Source organism: Nitrospira sp. CMX1 (assembly GCF_054902215.1).
The window spans coordinates 62,608-79,806 of sequence record NZ_JBUBKD010000047.1; the positions used below are offsets into that span (position 1 = coordinate 62,608).

At 58.0% G+C, this 17,199-nt stretch carries 19 protein-coding genes; 4 read left to right on the forward strand and 15 right to left on the reverse strand.

Annotated features, from left to right (window positions below; genetic code table 11):
* Window positions 1-22 precede the first annotated feature (22 nt).
* Complete coding sequence (locus ACYX34_RS12980) at window positions 23-241, forward strand: YgaP family membrane protein (RefSeq protein WP_462076988.1); 219 nt, start codon at window positions 23-25, stop codon at window positions 239-241.
* 155 nt (window positions 242-396) lie between these two features.
* On the opposite strand, the gene ACYX34_RS12985 is transcribed toward ACYX34_RS12980, so the two are convergent.
* The 4 genes from ACYX34_RS12985 to bufA1 are packed head-to-tail and all read right to left on the reverse strand — an operon-like array spanning window position 397 to window position 2,903.
* Window positions 397-960, reverse strand: a complete 564-nt coding sequence (locus ACYX34_RS12985; protein ID WP_462076989.1) for a DoxX family protein — start codon at window positions 958-960, stop codon at window positions 397-399.
* Window positions 957-1,730, reverse strand: coding sequence for an HvfC/BufC family peptide modification chaperone (locus tag ACYX34_RS12990; protein ID WP_462076990.1), 774 nt, complete (start codon window positions 1,728-1,730; stop codon window positions 957-959). The genes ACYX34_RS12985 and ACYX34_RS12990 overlap by 4 nt, the downstream gene beginning before the upstream one ends.
* A complete protein-coding gene (bufB, locus tag ACYX34_RS12995) occupies window positions 1,714-2,559 on the reverse strand; it encodes an MNIO family bufferin maturase (protein WP_462076991.1) in 846 nt (281 codons plus the stop codon). Before bufB ends, ACYX34_RS12990 begins: the two co-directional genes overlap by 17 nt.
* Window positions 2,560-2,570: 11 nt before the next feature.
* Entirely contained in the window at window positions 2,571-2,903 is a 333-nt protein-coding gene (gene bufA1, locus ACYX34_RS13000; RefSeq protein ID WP_462076992.1) for a BufA1 family periplasmic bufferin-type metallophore, read from the reverse strand.
* A 425-nt stretch (window positions 2,904-3,328) separates the two neighbouring features.
* Here bufA1 and ACYX34_RS13005 point away from each other — a divergent pair, with 425 nt between their 5' ends.
* Window positions 3,329-4,147 carry a sterol desaturase family protein gene (locus ACYX34_RS13005; protein WP_462076993.1) on the forward strand — a complete coding sequence of 273 codons (819 nt, stop codon included), beginning with the start codon at window positions 3,329-3,331 and terminating at the stop codon, window positions 4,145-4,147.
* Between the two features lie 85 nt (window positions 4,148-4,232).
* On the opposite strand, the gene ACYX34_RS13010 is transcribed toward ACYX34_RS13005, so the two are convergent.
* From ACYX34_RS13010 to ACYX34_RS13035, 6 genes are all read right to left on the reverse strand, one after another.
* The gene (locus ACYX34_RS13010; RefSeq protein WP_462076994.1) at window positions 4,233-5,000 is read right to left on the reverse strand and encodes an SDR family NAD(P)-dependent oxidoreductase; all 768 of its coding nucleotides are present in this window, start codon (window positions 4,998-5,000) and stop codon (window positions 4,233-4,235) included.
* Between the two features lie 165 nt (window positions 5,001-5,165).
* Window positions 5,166-6,410 (reverse strand): ABC transporter substrate-binding protein, encoded by a 1,245-nt coding sequence (locus tag ACYX34_RS13015; RefSeq protein ID WP_462076995.1) that lies wholly within the window; start codon window positions 6,408-6,410, stop codon window positions 5,166-5,168.
* 57 nt (window positions 6,411-6,467) lie between these two features.
* Complete coding sequence (locus ACYX34_RS13020; protein WP_462076996.1) at window positions 6,468-7,067, reverse strand: pyridoxamine 5'-phosphate oxidase family protein; 600 nt, start codon at window positions 7,065-7,067, stop codon at window positions 6,468-6,470.
* Window positions 7,068-7,137: 70 nt separating this feature from the next.
* On the reverse strand, window positions 7,138-7,512 hold the full coding sequence (locus tag ACYX34_RS13025; RefSeq protein WP_462076997.1) for a hypothetical protein: 375 nt from the start codon (window positions 7,510-7,512) through the stop codon (window positions 7,138-7,140).
* Between the two features lie 46 nt (window positions 7,513-7,558).
* Window positions 7,559-8,362, reverse strand: a complete 804-nt coding sequence (locus tag ACYX34_RS13030; RefSeq protein ID WP_462076998.1) for an isochorismatase family protein — start codon at window positions 8,360-8,362, stop codon at window positions 7,559-7,561.
* A 66-nt stretch (window positions 8,363-8,428) separates the two neighbouring features.
* The gene (locus ACYX34_RS13035) at window positions 8,429-8,998 is read right to left on the reverse strand and encodes a carboxymuconolactone decarboxylase family protein (RefSeq protein WP_462076999.1); all 570 of its coding nucleotides are present in this window, start codon (window positions 8,996-8,998) and stop codon (window positions 8,429-8,431) included.
* A gap of 208 nt (window positions 8,999-9,206) precedes the next feature.
* Between ACYX34_RS13035 and ACYX34_RS13040 the strand changes: the two genes are divergently transcribed.
* Window positions 9,207-10,805 carry a sigma-54-dependent Fis family transcriptional regulator gene (locus ACYX34_RS13040; protein WP_462077000.1) on the forward strand — a complete coding sequence of 533 codons (1,599 nt, stop codon included), beginning with the start codon at window positions 9,207-9,209 and terminating at the stop codon, window positions 10,803-10,805.
* A gap of 92 nt (window positions 10,806-10,897) precedes the next feature.
* Here the strand turns inward: ACYX34_RS13040 and ACYX34_RS13045 are convergent, their stop codons facing one another.
* From ACYX34_RS13045 to ACYX34_RS13055, 3 genes are all read right to left on the reverse strand, one after another.
* Window positions 10,898-11,461, reverse strand: a complete 564-nt coding sequence (locus ACYX34_RS13045; protein ID WP_462077001.1) for a carboxymuconolactone decarboxylase family protein — start codon at window positions 11,459-11,461, stop codon at window positions 10,898-10,900.
* A gap of 37 nt (window positions 11,462-11,498) precedes the next feature.
* Window positions 11,499-11,720 carry a tautomerase family protein gene (locus ACYX34_RS13050; RefSeq protein WP_462077002.1) on the reverse strand — a complete coding sequence of 74 codons (222 nt, stop codon included), beginning with the start codon at window positions 11,718-11,720 and terminating at the stop codon, window positions 11,499-11,501.
* A gap of 276 nt (window positions 11,721-11,996) precedes the next feature.
* Entirely contained in the window at window positions 11,997-12,233 is a 237-nt protein-coding gene (locus ACYX34_RS13055; RefSeq protein ID WP_462077003.1) for a hypothetical protein, read from the reverse strand.
* 231 nt (window positions 12,234-12,464) lie between these two features.
* On the opposite strand from ACYX34_RS13055, the gene ACYX34_RS13060 reads away from it, so the two are divergent.
* On the forward strand, window positions 12,465-12,821 hold the full coding sequence (locus ACYX34_RS13060; RefSeq protein ID WP_462077004.1) for a DsrE family protein: 357 nt from the start codon (window positions 12,465-12,467) through the stop codon (window positions 12,819-12,821).
* On the opposite strand, the gene ACYX34_RS13065 is transcribed toward ACYX34_RS13060, so the two are convergent.
* Window positions 12,818-15,949, reverse strand: a complete 3,132-nt coding sequence (locus ACYX34_RS13065) for an efflux RND transporter permease subunit (protein ID WP_462077005.1) — start codon at window positions 15,947-15,949, stop codon at window positions 12,818-12,820. The genes ACYX34_RS13060 and ACYX34_RS13065 overlap by 4 nt on opposite strands.
* Before the next feature lie 95 nt (window positions 15,950-16,044).
* Window positions 16,045-17,199, reverse strand: a 1,155-nt coding sequence (locus ACYX34_RS13070) for an efflux RND transporter periplasmic adaptor subunit (protein ID WP_462077006.1), incomplete at its 5' end; no start/stop codon positions are given.

Sequence of the window (17,199 nt, forward strand, 5' to 3'; positions counted from 1 at the left end):
ATCTTCAAAGGGAGGATAGATCATGAATAACAGCAAGAGACGAATCCATGATGGTATCGTCGGCGCGGTGATCACCCTTGGCATCGCGTTGGGCTATGGCTTGCATCCCGCTTGGTTACTGGTACCAGGCGTGATCGGAGTCACGTTGATTCAGAGCGCCTTCACGGGATTCTGCCCCGTGTATTTCCTGCTGGATAAGGCCTGTGCGCCGGAGACAGAAGCCAGTCCCCGAAGCATTTAGAGACGGGTGTCCTCCGGCCCAGGTGACATTCGGTCCGAAGGAACTCTCCTGGACCCATGAGCTGCCTTCCACGGAACTACTTGAGCTGAGCCTCGCTCTCCGGCCCAGTTGGCTGCGCGGGATCCTCTTTCACCTTTCACGCGCAGCCTGCTCGGTTATCCTCTCCATGGCAAGCCTGTCTTCATCTCTGCATCCGAGGCATTCGAGACACTGTGAGGGACCGTCTGTTCCGAAAGATTGTGCTCGGTATCGCTCTTCGACTGTCTGCGTTGAATGAGGTGGCATAACAGAGTGTCGGCGGAGAGCAGTCCTGGTCCATGCAACACGAAATACAGGAAAAGAATCCCCATATAGAACGCTTCTTGGATCGCGGCCTCAGAGAGTTGTCCATACGAGATCGAGGCGACAACGTTGAGTCCAAACAATGAAAGAGCCGCCCACCGACCCGCCAGACCGATGGCCAACAGGAACGAGCCGCCCAATTCGACGGCGGTCGTCACATAGGCGGCCATCTCCGGCGGCAGCCATGGCACGTCGTAGACCATCGTGAAGAGCATCACCGTGGACATCCAGCTGGAGAGCTTCACCATCCCGCCCGTCCAGAAGATATGCGCGAGGTACAGACGGACGGACAAGTCAAATAGCGGGAGCACGGCCTCCAAACCCCAAATGAGTCGGCCATACCATGCCACCGCCATTGCGCCCTTCTTATCTGTCATGACTGCACTTCGAGTGAAAATACCGCGCCTGTGGCAGCATCGGACAGCCCGGACACAAATTGCGCAAAGCCGATTTCTGGCCTGAACTCTTTCGCCATACATTCGACCTCCGCCACAGTTTTTCCATCGCGCATCGCGTGAAGCAGCCACAGCTCCTCGGTCGAGAGACTCCTGACATGGATCTTTCCACAGCCTCTCGTCACCAGGAGACCTCCCTCCTCGGGAGACAGGCGCACGTCGTCGATTCCCTCTCCGCCGGCCTCCTGTTGCAGCGCGTACCAGACTCGCTGCACCGGCAAGGAGAGCCGCAGCAGCCGCACGGCCGGGTTCAGGCGGAATGTCACGGAGGAAGGATCGGCCGACGCAACGGCCTCCCACCACTCCTTCGACGGGAGAGCGGCGTCGGCGGCTTGATACACTTCGTGACAAGCCCATTCCAATCGCGCAAGTTCAACGAGCAGACGAGGGCTTTCGAGTTGAAGGAGGAAGAACGGAAAATGCCAGCCATACGTGAACAGATCCCCACTCGGCGAGGGATACCGCTTCATGTACCCGCGTACGAACAGGTTGAAATAGCGACCTCCGATCAGACGACGAAGCATGGGATAGGTGGTCGCCAATGCCTGCACATAGTTGTTTCGAATCAATCGACGATAGAGGGCCAGACTTCGCCACGGTACCCCGGTGACGATCGACGGCACGACAGCCTCACCCCTCCCTGCGACTATTGCCGCTGCGAACGAGCGCTGCAGCTCACGCAATGGTGGCATGACACGCTCCGAGTAGAACATCCGCCTGCGATGCTTGGTCCACAAGCACAGAGAGCGGAGGGAGGTTGGTATCCCACTCGATCAATGTCGGGCGCGGACCGAAGTGGTGGAGGACCCACTGATACAGACCCCACACTTCCGGATACACCGCTTGCCCATGGGTATCGACCAGCCATCTTCCGACGTGGTCGAATCCCGCCAGATGGATCTCTTGAACGGCATCGGGCGGAATTGCGTCGAGGAACCTCACTGGGTCCAGGTGAAAATTCACGGCATTGACGTAGATATTGTTGAGATCCAGCAGAATCCCACAGCCGGTTCTCCTGACGATTTTGGCCATGAACTCACCCTCTGGGATTGTGGAATCTCGCCAGGTCAGGTAGCGGGTGATATTTTCGATCAGCAGCGTCCGTTTCAACAGGGTCTGGATCTCGTCGATCTTGGCACAGACGTGGCTCAAGCTTTCCTCTGTATACGGGAGCGGCAACAAATCGTTGAAGAACCGCCCATCCACGGAACTCCACGAGAGATGCTCCGATACGAAGGTCGGCTGGAAGCGATCGAACAACGCCTTCAATTTACGGAGATGCGTTGAGTCGATCGGATCGGTGGAACCCAATGAAAGCCCAACTCCGTGAAAACTCAATGGGTAGTCGGCTCGAATCCGCTCCAGGATACAAAGCGCGACGCCTCCCTCGCCAAAATAGTTTTCCGGATGGGCTTCCATCCAGGCCACCGGAGGTGGCTCCTCCAGGATCTCTCGATAATGTTGTGACCGAAGCCCGATCCCGGCGCGCGCCGGGATCGGAGTGGCAACCAGTTGTGACATCGATGACCGTCCTACATCTTCTTCATTTCTTCTTTCATCTTGGCCATGTCTTCTTTCGTAATGGCGAGGACGGTGCCTTTGGCGATCTTGGTACATACACCTTTCGGCAGGAACACATACGAATCGGCCTCGTTGTCGGATTTGGCCATGCCCGCACAGGCATGGAGGCTGGTTCTCACGGCACAATCGTTCATGCCGGCCTTGGCGACTCCGCCGCAGGCTTCCCAACCAGACGGAAGTTGTGGGACCTTGGGCTCGGCGCTTGCCGCCTGGGCTCCGACCAGGCTCAAGGCTACTAATAATGCGGAATGGATCACGGCATTCTTCTTTATCTTCACGTTCATGTGGTTCTCCTGTTAAGAGTTGTTGAAACGGCGCTCTTATTGACCTCGTGAGCTTGCTTTCTACCCGTCAGGACATCCTCACCGAGAGACCTCCTTTCTAGAATGCGAGAACATCATGTTCCCAACCGTGGGTTCAGAGCACAGTGGTACACTCGCATCCTACCGATCGCCCCCACACCAAGCTGTGAGGCGGCTTACAAATCCAGAAAAGAATGGAGGAGTGCGGCCCCGACTCGGACCCTGCGCTGATCCCACGCGGAAACGGCTCTCGTCGTGAAACCGAAACGGTTTCATACACCGTTGTCTCTTTCGATTCGGATTTGTTCTGCCCGCCTGAATCCATTCACCGTTTCGTGCCTCTGACTGTTTGAAACAGGTGTATGCTCGCCTGATGAACTGGATTTGGGCGAGAGGAGACTAGGTCGATGGAAGCTGTAGATCTCATTCGGGTTGGGTCGTACGTGTCTGTCCTCGGCGTGATGGCGACGTGGGAGCTGTTGGCGCCACGGCGGAAGCTGACGGCATCGAAGCTCTGTCGTTGGGGCGGCAATTTAACGATCGTGGGCTTGAACACCGTCCTCGCCCGCCTGCTGTTCATGGGCGGCGTCGTGGCAACGGCGGCGATGGCGCAGGATCATCACTGGGGACTCTTGAATTGGGTCGAAGGGCCGGCCTGGCTCGAACTCACCCTGGCGATTGTCGCGCTTGATTTCATCATCTATTGGCAACATCACGTCTTCCATGACGTCCCGACCTTGTGGCGCTTCCACATGATGCATCACTCCGACCTGGACCTGGATGTGTCCAGCGGGGTGCGTTTTCATCCGGTGGAGATCGTCATCTCGATGGGAGTGAAGACGCTGTCTGTACTCGTGCTAGGAGTCGCTCCGCTTGCGGTCGTGATCTTCGAGATCATCCTCAACAGCACGGCCCTGTTCAACCACAGCAATGTTCGGATGCCGGTCACCCTCGATCGAGTGCTCCGGTGGTTCATCGTCACGCCGGATATGCATCGGATTCACCATTCGACGGATGCGCGAGAAACCAACAGCAACTACGGATTCAACGTGCCCTGGTGGGATCGCCTGTTCGGCACTTATTGTCCCCACCCGGCTTTGGGGCAGACAGGCATGAAGATCGGCTTGGAGCATCTCGGTCCACCGGTCTGCCTGAACCTCTTCATGATGCTCCGCTTCCCATTCGTGACGCAGTTGGGACGGCACGCCAGCCGCGCACAATCGTGAATACTGTTCGAACCGACATCACGGTTTGAGGAACACTTGTAGTACGTTATCCAGTCTGAAGTGGGTCTTTCTTTGCTGCAGCTGATTAGTTGCGTCCCGCCATCACGCCACCATCGACATCCCAAATCGCACCAGTCACCCAGGCTGCATCGTCGCTCAGCAGGAACGTGATGGTCCGAGCGACGTCCTCAGCCGTCCCAATCCGGCCGATTGGGTGAAACCCGTTGAAGGAGGCCAACGTCTCGTCAACTTGACTGGGTTCGATGAAGGCCTGGTAAATGGGAGTCTTCACCACGGCCGGCGAGACGGCGTTGACGCGAATATTGTGGCCGGCCAACTCCATCGCCATGTGTTGGGTGAGCGCATGCAGTCCTGCTTTCGCCATGGAATAGGCAGAGGACGGCGTCGCCTTAATCGCTTGTCGCGCCCACATGGATCCGATATGCACGATCGAACCACCGCCGTTGGCGGCCATGTTCTTGGCGACGGCCTGCGAAATGAAGAAGAGGGCCCGATTCAGATTCAGATACCTGTCGTAGTTCTCGGGGGTGTGATCAAAAAACGGGGTGGGCTTGAAGTAACCCGCCGCATTCACCAAGTATTTGATATGGCGACTGTGGTGCTCGGCAAATGCAAGAATACGCTGGACATCATTCGGCGCGTACAAGTCGGCGGCAAATGCCTCGACGGTTCCAAGCGTTGACAGCTCGCGCACTGCCGCCTCCAGTTTTCCTTGAGACTTGCCGACGATCGCAATGGAGATATTTCGCTCCAACAAGAGCTTCGCGGTGGCAAAACCGATTCCACTGGAGCCACCGACAATGAGGGCGATGGGGCGATTCGAATGTTCCATTGATAACCTCCCATGAATAGGGCCTCAGTCAAGAGGCGACTGGATACCTTGATGAACGATGAACGATGGACGGCTAAACCCGCGAGGAGGTTGCAGACGTGGCGACTGCGACTCGTTCATGTTTGATCCTCCTTTGTGGTGGTGACGCAGCGTCATAATGGGAGCTCACGACAACCGACAGTCCGGCTGATTGGGCGTGCTGGCAACCGAGTCGCCAGGAACTGTGGCCAAGAGTTGGTAGTGGCCCAGGCCCAGCTCCTTGCCATACGCTTTCCCCACCAGCACGTCTTGCACATGTTGGTGGTCGCTGGCGCGGAAGTAGGAGCGTCCCTCTTTCAGGCCATCGAATTCATGCCCCTCCAGCGCTTTGATGACCGCCTGCGTGTTGGTCGTGCCGGCCCGTTGGACCGCCTCCAACATCTGCGTCATGGCCGCATAGCCGTGGTAGCAGCGCGAGGTGGGAGTATGCTGGTACTTGTCGATCACGCCCTGGATAAAACGTCGTGAACTGTCGCTCCTGACTTTGGGATCCCAGATCAGCCCCCAGATGCCGGCATGGTCGGCGTAGCCAAGCGGGCGCCCAATCTGTTCGCCGCTGACCATCCCACCGACACCGATCTGTTCTTTGCCCAGCTCAAGTCTGCTGTAGGCCTTCAGGGCATGAACGAGATCCCAGCCATAGAGATTCAGAATCACGGCACTGGGTTTCGCCGTCTTGGCCTGGGCCATCGCGCTTGTGAAGTCGGTGGTCCCGAAGGGTGTACTGAGCGAGCCAATCACTTCACCGCCTTCGACCAGGAGGGCGTCGGTCATGGCCTGTTCTGCCGCTCGGCCGTCCATCGTCTCGGCTGTGACCATGAACCAACGATTCCCATAGGCCTTCACGAGATGGGGTGTGACGGCTTTGGATAACATCCGAGCGTTCGGCATGAACACGAAGGTGTGCGAGTTGCATCCGGAACCCGTCAATTCCGGGACATGCGCCCCGGTCACCATAAAGAGTGTGTTTTCCGTTTTTGCGAGATCGGCGACTGCAAGGGCGACCTCTCCATTTAAGGTCCCCATCAAGAAGTCCACACGGTCTTCTTTGATAAGTTTGGCGGCAGCCTTGAGCCCGGTCCGGACATTCGAGGCATCGTCGGCCTCCACAAGTCTCACCGGTCGTCCCAACACCCCGCCGCTCTTGTTGAAGTAGTCCACCGCCACGGTTGCGCCATGTACGTCGTGGATGGAGGACGTGCTGTACGGACCGGAGAGCGGATCGATGATCCCAACCTTGATTGGTTCTGAGGCATAGGCGATAGCTCCTGACCGCGGGCGCCGGAGTAAGTCAGGCCAATCTCCGAGAGCGAGCACGCCACCCGTTGCGGCTGTCAGTTTCAAAAACCTTCGACGCGAGATATTGTGCATCGGTCCTGTCTCCTCTACGTTGACAGCGGCAGAAGCCCGATCGCTTCCACCGCGCTCCTATGCTCGAACCAATCCAAGCTGCGCTTCCAACTCGGCGATGCGAGATTTCAACGGCGCGATGGCCTCCTCCACCTCGTCGAGGGAATAGCGCGGGGTGATGTACTTGGGGCAGTTCCAGTCGTAGGACACCACCTCGATGATGACGACCCGCTCGGCCTTGTTCCGCATGTCCCCCTGCGCGAGCCGCTCTGCGAGAGCCGTATTCTCCCGGACATCTTCTACCCGCGCATGACCGAGGATCTTCAACCGTGCCCGGTTCTTATAGTCCATGAGAAACAAGGCCACCCGGTCGTTCACGTGGAAATTCCCCGTGCTCAGCAGTTGCCGGTTTCCCCGGTAATCGGCGAACGCGAGCGTGGCAGGATCGAGAACTTTCAGAAAGCCTTTCGGCCCGCCCCGGTGCTGGACATAGGGCCAACCGGTTTCGCCGACTGAGCCCAAATAGAAACTGTCACGATCCGCAATAAAGCGAGCTTCGGCTTCGCCGAGGGGATCACGGTCAGGAACATCAGTGATCGTCAACGCATGCCCGTAGTACCGTTGCTGCGCCAGGCGGACCGACTCGGTCATCGTCATCTGCAGATATTTCATCGCCATCGTCTTGCCCTCCGTCGGGCGGGAGGGAAGGCGGCCTGAGGCCGTCTTCCCACCAGCCCTGCTCGACCGGTCAAAACACCACCACGCTCCATCCGTCTGCCAGGTAGCGCCTGAGGCTCAAGAGCCCTGGCGTTCCCGGCAACGCGTTGTCGTTCACACTCGTCACTCCACACGACTTCACGCTCTCCGTGGCCCCGAACACCTCAGCGCAGGCGCACGATGCGCCCTGGACCACATCGCGTACGGATTGATAGAGCGCATGAGCCGGGTGTGTCAGCTTGGTCAGCTCCGCCGGCCACCTAGTGCCTGGCCCATTGAATACCACGGCGACGTCGTCGCCTTTCTGCTTGGATTCTGCGGCCAGCGCGAGTGCATTGAACACGCGTCCCAGCGCTTCTTCGGCGCCGCTCTTGGGATCGGACAATATGACGATTGCTGTTTTCATAGCTCCTCCTGTTTTGTCAGTGAGACGTTTCGTTGCTACTACCGAGTTATCTGATAGCTGAGAACGCCTTGACGGTTTGCGCTGTGCTCCAGATATCGCTGGCCATCAGCCGAAAGTTTACGAAGGCTGCTTCATAGCCGTCGAATCCCGGCAACTTGGCAGCCGCCGTAGCGTCGGTTGCCACCACAACCTCGAACCCCTGTTCAAGCAGTTCGCGCAGATGTGATTCCGTGCAGAGGTTCGCCGACATCCCGGCAAGAATGACCTGACTGATATCGGCCTTGCGCAGTTGCAGAATCAGGTCGTTCGACTCAGGACCAAACACCTTGTGCGGGCTGGTGATAATCGTCCGACCGTCTTCGATATACGGCTTATACCGCTCGAGCCAATCAGCACCCGAGCCAGTGAAGCCGTCCTGCGTCAAGGCCCCCTTTCGGTCAAACATCCCGATGTTGTGCATGAGGACTTCCAGTGCCCCACCGAACCTCCAGTGATGGTCATGCTGATAGTAGTAGTGCGGGCTCACGAAGACCGGCACTCCAGCAGACTTGGCGGCTCTGAAGAGCGTTTCAAGATTCTCCACCGTGTTGTTTTCCTGCACGCTCTGACCAACCACGCCCCAGGCTACCCCTTTGGGGCTGAGAAAATCGTTCTGCGGGTCGGTGACGACGACGGCTACCCGTCCTTTCTTGATCGTCAGCCCTGGACGGGGGATAGGCGCGTCCGCCCGTGGGCCAGCGTAGTGCGCCACGGTTGGCTTGGAGTCCTGTGCGTGCAACGATGAGATCTGAGGGAGGCTGACGACGACGACAGCCAGCGACATAACAATTGATCGAATAAACCTGGTCATGATGGTTTCCCTCCTCCTTTCATGATCGAATAGGAAACGTCTTCGTTGAGCCCTTAAGAGCCTTCCTTACCCGCACGCGCAGGACGACGTGGCGCACCCGGTGGTGAGTGTGACCTCCGGAAAGTCGATGACGGTCCCGGCGATGTGGTTGATGTAATTGCTGAAAGTATTCAGCGCGACATGCGCCACGGTCTCAACAATTTCACCGTCCGTCAGTCCGGCATGGCGGGCTTGTTCGAGCCCTGTCTCCCCGAGTTCCCCGTGCTGCACCACGATGCTGTGCGCGAGTTTCAAAATGGCATCCGTGCGCGGGTCCACTGCCGCAGCCATCCTCGCATCGGCGAGGTCCTGTTGGCTCAGTCCGAGTTTGCCGCCAATGAACGAGTGGGCGCTGAGGCAATAGGTACAGCGATTGGTCTCTGCGACGGTGAGCGCAATCTGTTCGCGAAGTTTGGGGGAGAAGCTTCCGTCCGCAAGGGCGGCGCTGAAGCTGAGGTACCCTTGGAGCGCAGCTGGCGCGTTGCCCAGGACTCGAAAGAGATTGGGGACGACTCCCAGCTTCTTGTGGACGCCCTCGAAGAGCGTCTTGGCTGGTCCAGTGGCTGTCTGCGGATCGAGTTGTGCGATGCGAGTCATGATACCTCCTTCAACGGTGTGGGTTACCCGCGCTTCAAGTACGCGATTGATTATCCAGTTCAGCAGTAACCGTGCCTTTGTGCGTAGATCGCTAACCCATTGATAATAGGTTACTGTGCTAACTTATCTGCCAGATCGATGATTACGAGTATTCGTAATCTACGAGTCCTCGTTGTAATTCATCTCGAAATCTCGTAGTTTGCGCCCTATGAATCCCACACAACTTCCCCAGGTGATGGTGGCCACCGCGCGTTACCGCGGGCTTCGCGATGTCTTGCGATCGATCACTGATGGCATTGCCCAATGCCCAAATACTGTCCTGACACGCATCTGGCTGGTCGAACCGGATGCGAGCTGCGACCTGTGCCGAATCCGGGAGGATCTTCCGGAGGGTGAACAGTCACTGCACCTCGTTGCCAGTGCGGGCATACCCCATGATCCGCAGTCCGACTACGGCCGCCTCGACGGTTCCTTTCATCGATTTCCATTGGGAGAACGCAAAATCGGGCGTGTGGCTGCGACCGGAGAGCCCCTTTGGCTGGCCGGGCTGCAAGGCAACGAAGCATGGATGGCGCGCCCAGCTTGGTTTACACGCGAGGGAGTGAGGACCTTTGCTGCGCAGCCCTTGACCTACCGGGACGAGATTCTCGGAGTCCTGGGGCTCTTCGACCGGGGCTTGCTCAACGAGGAAGCCTTCGAATGGTTGCGGATCTTCGCGGATTACGCGGCGGTGAGCATTGCGAACGCCAAAGCGTATGAGGAGATCGACCTCCTTCGTGCTCGCTTGGAAGAAGAGAACCTCTATCTGCGAGAAGAAGTCACCGCGGCTCTTGGGATGGGAGAATTCGTCGGTGAGAGCCAAGCGCTGCAGCATGTTCTGCGGCAGGTGGAGTTAGTGGCTCCTACTGATGCCGCGGTCTTGATTACTGGTGAAAGTGGGACGGGCAAGGAACTGATTGCTCGCGCAATTCATGACCGGAGCGCGCGCAAGGGGCGAGCGTTGATCAAGGTGAACTGCAGTGCTGTCCCGGATACCTTGTTCGAGAGCGAATTTTTCGGTCATGTGAAAGGTGCCTTTACCGGAGCGCTGGCTGAGCGCCCAGGCCGTTTCGAAATGGCCGATCATGGCACTCTCTTTCTCGATGAGATCGGTGAGATCCCCCTCCCGATGCAAGCCAAATTACTGCGTGTGCTCCAGGAAGGAGAGTTCGAGCGTGTCGGTGACACCCGCACACGCCACGTGGACGTTCGGATCCTCGCGGCGACCAATCGAGACCTGAAACAGGAAGTCGAAGCCGGTCGCTTTCGCGAAGATCTCTACTATCGACTCAGTGTCTTCCCCCTTCACATCCCCCCGCTGCGCGAGCGCCCAGAAGACATTCCGAAGCTGGCGGCCCATTTTATCGCTCAGAGCGCTACGCGAATGAACCGCCGGGCCCCGCGCCTGACTCAAGCGGTCTTGGGTCAACTGGCCGCTCATCACTGGCCGGGGAATGTGCGCGAACTCCAGAACGTCGTTGAGCGCGCCGTCATCCTCTCCCAAGGCCGCACCCTGGATATTCATCTCCCATCCTCGCCCTCCCGCCCCCCTGGAGTGCCATCAGCACCGGCTCCTCCAGCATCGCAGGTAGCGACTCGGCAAGAGTGGAGGCGTCAAGAGCGGGAGAATATCTCGCAAGCCTTACGGCTCACCAAGGGGAAGATATTCGGCGCAAACGGTGCCGCCGTGTTGTTAGGCATGAAACCGACGACGCTGGCATCACGCGTCAAATCGCTCGGGATCAAAAAGACGAAACCGGATCTCTGATCTCCCTCTCTCGACACCGGCGCGGCAACAGGCTGCAGAGCCTTGGTCACCTTTCCACTCATGCAAGGTGCCTGCACAGCGACAGAGGCGTATCAGCCTCCGATCTTAGCCTGAGCCTTCCACGCTTGCGCTGCAAACTGTGGATCAAGCGGCGTGTGTGCGATGTGGTTCGTGTAATTGCTCAAGGTCTTGAGCGCCACGATCGTCAGCACATCCAACAGGTGCTGTTGCCCATACCCTGCCGCCACGAATAGCTCCAAGTCCTCTTCGGGTACCCAGCCGCGATGATGCAAAATGGACAGCACCAAGGTACGAAGCGCATTGAGTTTCCGGTCGGAAAGTGGGCGCTGCGCTCGCAGCGCGTCAAGGACGTCCTCAGGCATCCGGACCATCTGGGCCACCGTGGAATGGGCTCCCATGCAGTAGGTACAGCTGTTGGCGGCACTGACCGTCAACGTCACGACTTGCTGCTCAACTGGAGTGAGCGCGCTCTGCTCCAACGCTTTATTGATCCCCGCATAGGCCTGCACCGCCGCTGGCGACCCGGCCAGCACGCCATACAAATTTGGCACAAAGCCGTATTTCTTTGCGGTGGCTTCGAGCGTCGCCCGCGATGCCTCCGGAGCCGTGTCCTTCGTATAAATGGGAAACTGCATGTTCATCCTCCTTCTTGTGATGTGCAATGAGCGTCCTTTACTTCCCCTGCGCAGCCATGTGTTGCAGTGCCTCGGTCGTGACGGGAGAGCCGCCGACCCCCCACTGACCTGACGGAACGTCTTCCACGATGACCCATGTGACGGGCCGCAATCCTTCTCCTTCGACAGACACAATTGCATCCGTGACCTTGCGGATCAATTCCTGTTTCTGTTCCAGACTGAGAAACCCGCTGAGGCCTTTCAATTGTGCGAGTGGCATCTTATTCACCTCCTTTCTGCTGTGCGCGTTTGTTCAAGATCGATGAGCCCACCAGACTCCCATTTCTCCTCTAGGCAGGCACTGCCCGATGGTCTAGATGGTATTGAGCTCGGCAAGTTCCACAACACACCAGCCAAAGACATCCATCGGGGTAGTAATCGCACTGAAACTGCGGGGCCAAATCATGGCGTCCACAGCTCGGACAGGGAAGCTCATGGAGTTGAATGCGTAATGCCATCACGGGGTCGTCCCGATGAATCATGGCAAGCCTCCCTGCTATCTAAGAATGTTTGAACAATGTCGGCCTCCACCGGCCATGACAGCCGAGAGCGGGTCAACGGCCTCTGTGACGCCGCGGCGGTTGTCTCGTCGTTTGTGCTGAAGAATGGTGGCATCGACCAAGTTTCCGCAAACAAGGCACCGATACCCCTCCACACAGAAATCGCCGCTCGTGCCTTGCAGATCATAAAACCACTCGCTCACCATCAAACCGGCACATCGTTGGCACGTCATGACGTACCTCCTTCTGAGTGACAGATCCGTTCATTGCCAAGCGCAATCCTACCGACTTGCCCCCGCTCAATCTGTAAGACACCTTACGTGGCCAATAAAATCGACCTGGAGGTGTGTAAGCCAGACCACAGATGAATCAAGAAGGCGTGGAGTAGAGTCCACGGTCATAGGGATGGTCGAGCCGACACAGTATCGTTTCAAACCCATCGTCATCTTGAAAGGAGCACATCCATGTCCAAAGTCGCGATCGTCGTCCTGGCCGACACGGAAACACACGAAGGATTAGGGCGTGTGGTGAATGCCTTGGAAGCTGTGAAGGAGTTCAAGGAGGGGCACGATGACGTGCGGCTCATCTTCGACGGAGCAGGCCCCAAGTGGATTCCGGAACTAGAGAAGCCCGATCACATGGCGCACGGCCTGTATGCTGCGGTGAAAGATCGGATCAAAGGCGCGTGCGAGTTCTGCGCGGGGGCATTTGGAGTGAAAGATCAGGTGGTCGCCTGCGGGGTGAAGCTGACCGGGGAGTATGACGGCCATCCAAGCTTCAAGAAGCTGGTCGCGCAGGGGTATCAGGTGATCACGTTCTAAGTTGGCCTGTCCGACAGGTATGTCTGGGACTTCGACCACCGCCCACGCCATAAGGCATAGAGGACGGGAATCACCAGCAGCGTTAGCACCGTAGATGACACCATCCCGCCGATCATCGGCGCGGCGATCCGCTTCATCACATCAGCGCCCGTACCGCTGGTCCACATGATGGGGAGCAAGCCACCCATGATCGCGGCCACCGTCATCATCTTGGGCCGTACTCGTTGAACCGCGCCATCCATAATCGCGTCGCGGAGGTCCTGCGCCGTTGCCATTCGACCTTCGCGCACACGCCGCTCATAGGCTTCATCGAGATAGACAAGCATCACCACGCCCGTCTCCGCCGCCACGCCGGCCAGCGCAATGATCCCCACCCACACGGCCACGCTGAGATTGTAGCCCAGGTAATGGAGATACCAGATGGCTCCAATCACGGCGAAGGGGACGGACAAGAGCACGATCAGCGATTTGGCCAGCGATCTAAAATTCAGATACAAGAGCAACAGGATCACGGCCAGGGTCATAGGAACCACCAATTTCAGTCGCTCTTCAGCTCGCACCAGATGTTCGTACTGGCCGGTCCAAACTAGACGGTACCCAGATGGCATCGCGACCTTGTCGCGGACTGCCCGTTGGGCATCTTGGACATAGCCCCGCAAGTCACGCCCACCGACTGACACCGATACGAGACCAGCCAGCGCCCCCGCCTCATCCGCAATCGACGGCGGCCCCTGGGTGATCACCATCTCCGCGATTTGGCCGAGGGGAATCTGCGCGCCGGTCGGCGTGGGAATCAGCACCCGTTTGAGCCGGTCTGGATCATCGCGCAACTCGCGCTTATAGCGAACGTTGACCGGATATCGTTCCCGCCCCTCGACCGTGGTCGTCACGGTTTCTCCTCCGATGGCCGAGGTGATCACCGCTTGCACGTCACCCACCGTCAGGCCGTACCGGGCCGCCTCACGTCGGTTCACGATCATATCCAAGTAATAGCCCTCATTGAGCCGTTCGGCGAAGGCGCTCCTGGTGCCCGGCACGGTCGCCAAGGCCTGTTCGATTTCGATGCCGATTCGTTCGATCGTCTTCAAGTCTGGCCCCAGCACCTTGATTCCAACCGGGCTCCTGACGCCGGTCGTGATCATTTCGGTGCGGGTCTGGATCGGCATCCACCAGATGTTCGGAAAACCGGGAATGCGCAGCTTCGCGTCCATCTCATCCAATAACCGGTCCCAGGTCATGCCAGCTCGCCATTGGGCTTCCGGTTTGAGCGTGACTGTGATTTCGGCCATGCCGACGAAGGCCGGGTCGGTGGCGGTGGGAGCCTTCCCCATCTTGCCGAACACCCGCTCCACTTCCGGGAAGGTCGTGAGCAACTGATCCTGAACCTGCAAGACCTTCGTCGCTTCAGGAATCGAAAGGCCTGGGACGGTGGTCGGCATATACAGGATGGTACCCTCGTTCAGCGGTGGCATGAACTCCGCGCCGAGTCGAGAGAACACCGGCACCGTGATCGCCACTGCTGCGACGGCGAAGCCCACGGTCAGCCACCGGACTCGCAGGGCACCAGAAAGGATAGGCCGATACAGGGCAATGAGCCATCGGTTCAGCGGATTCTTGGTTTCAGGGCGAACCTTCCCACGAATCAACAATACCATCAGCACGGGCGCCAACGTCACCGAGAGAACGGTAGCAAAGAGCATCGAAAAGGTCTTGGTGTAGGCCAGGGGCGTGAAGAGACGCCCTTCCTGTGCTTCCAGGGCAAAGATCGGCAGGAATGACACGGCAATCACCAGCAGTGAAAAGAATAAGGGCCGCCCGACCTCTTTTGCGGCGGCAATGATGATCTCAGTTCGCTTGCCCGAGGGGGATTGCTCCAGCCGTTTATGGGCATTCTCGACCATCACGATCGCGGCATCGACCATGGCTCCAATGGCGATGGCGATCCCGCCGAGCGACATGATGTTGGACGCAATCTTCAAGTAGGCCATCGGGATAAAAGCGAGCAGCACCGCCACTGGAAGAATGAGGATGGCCACCAGGGCGCTTCGAACATGAAACAGAAAGACCAGTGCGATCAGGCTCACGATCACACTTTCTTCAACTAGTTTCTCACGGAGGACGGTGATCGCGCGATGAATGAGATCGGACCGATCGTAGGTGGGAATAATGCGTATGCCCTCGGGCAAGGCCGGTGTGATTTCTTTCAGCCTGGCTTTGATCCGCTCGATCACGTCGAGCGCGTTCTCTCCAGCCCGCATGATCACGATTCCCCCGACCGTCTGGCCCTTGCCATCCAATTCGGCGATACCCCGCCGCTGGTCCGGCCCGAGTTGGACATGCCCGATGTCTCGAACCAGAACGGGCGTACCTCGTCCATCCGTGCCGACGGGAATCAGTTCAATCTCATCAACCGACCGAAGGTAACCACGTCCCCGAATGACGTACTCGGTACCGGCCATCTCCAACACCCTGCCGCTCACCTCCGCGTTGCTGTTACGGACGGCTTCGATGACCTTTTGAATCGGCAGCCGATAGGCTGCCAAGGTGTTCGGGTCCACCTCGATTTGATATTGTTTGACGAATCCACCGATCGCTGATACTTCTGCCACACCTGGCACACTCTCCAGTTGGTAACGCAGGTACCAGTCCTGAAGGCTCCGTAGCTGTGCAAGGTCGTGCATCCCCGATTCGTCTACCAACGCGTACTGATAGACCCACCCGACTCCAGTCGCATCCGGTCCCAGTGTCGGCGTGACACCCATCGGCAACTTGCCGGTAAGCTTCTGGAGATATTCGAGGACACGACTTCTAGCCCAGTAGAGATCGGTCCGGTCTTCGAAGATCACATACACGTAGGAGACGCCGTATTCCGAGACACCCCGGACCCGCTTGACTTTAGGTCCAGCGAGCAGAGAGGTCACGACCGGGTAGGTGATCTGATCCTCAATGAGGGTTGGGCTTCGCCCCTGCCACTCGGTGTAGACGATCACCTGAACGTCCGAAAGGTCTGGAATGGCATCCAGAGGAACCTGAAATACCGCCCACAGACCCCAGCCGCTCAGCAGCAACACACAGAGGATAACGAGGACTGGATTGCGGGCACTCCCTTCGATGAGTCGTGCGATCATTGTTTTTTATCCCCCATCCCGCGGGCTGTTTCGCCCTCCCACCCCCCAGCCTGCCAAGACAGGCTGTTTTCCCGTGGAAAGCGGGCGTCCCACGGTTACATGCCTCCTCCGGCAACCATGAATTGAAACTTTTCCATAACCGGTGCTTGGCCTGGGATGGTCACGTTGACAGTCACGACCCAAGTACCGCCCATGCCGAACATCACCTTGCCTTCATAGAGTCCGTACTTGATGTGGTGCGCCGTCACCTTGGAATCGGTCATGCCTGGCATCGGCATGGTATAGACGAACAGAACGTGCGCATTGGTCACTGGTTTGCCGCTCGGATTCGTCACCCTGAGCTTGAGGATCACCGCACCCGCCTTGGGCGTTTCGGGCAAGGTCGTGAAGGTCAGGGTGTATCCAGCCACCTTGCGGGTTTCGGAGATGGCTTTGGCTGAACCCAAATCCATACCCGGCATGCCGCTCATGTCTTTCATGCTTGACATTCCTTGCTTTCCAGCCATCCCTTCCATCTTGGCTTCATAGGCGCCACGCATTTGCCAGTCGCCCATACCGATCCGGCCCATCATGCTCTGCATGCTCGAAGCCGATGCCAATTTACTTTCCGCGTCCAACAAGAAATTAGCCGATGTGACGATCCGATCCCCTTCTTTGAGTCCTTCCATCACTTCCACTGCATCCTGACTACGACGCCCCAGTTTGACTACAGTAGGTTCATACCGGCCTTGCCCGCGATCCATGAAGACGAGTTGACGAAGCCCGGTATTCAGTACGGCTTCCTTTGGTACGACTAAAGTCCTGGCTACATTCGTCCGCACAGTCACGTTCCCATACATGCCCGGCTTCAATTTCATCTCAGGATTCGGCAATTCCAGACGTACTCTTACAGTACGGGCTTCGGTGTTCAGTGTTGGATAGACATAGGCCACCTTGCCGCTGAATGTTTCTCCCGGATAGGCGGCAAATGTGATCAAGGCCGGCTGACCAACTTTCGTGACCGCCATTTCCGATTCATAAATATCGGCAGAGATCCAGACCGTGGAGAGATCCGCGATCTCGTAGAGAGTCACGCTCGGCTCCACGTACTTCCCCGGCAAGGCCTCACGTTTCATTACGATCCCGGAGGAAGGGGCATAGATCGTCAGCATCGGCTCGGCTTGGCCTCGACGCTCAAGAGCCTCGATCTGTGAACCGGTCACATCCCAGAGTCGCAAGCGCTCCCGCGCACTCGCCACGAGCGCATCGGC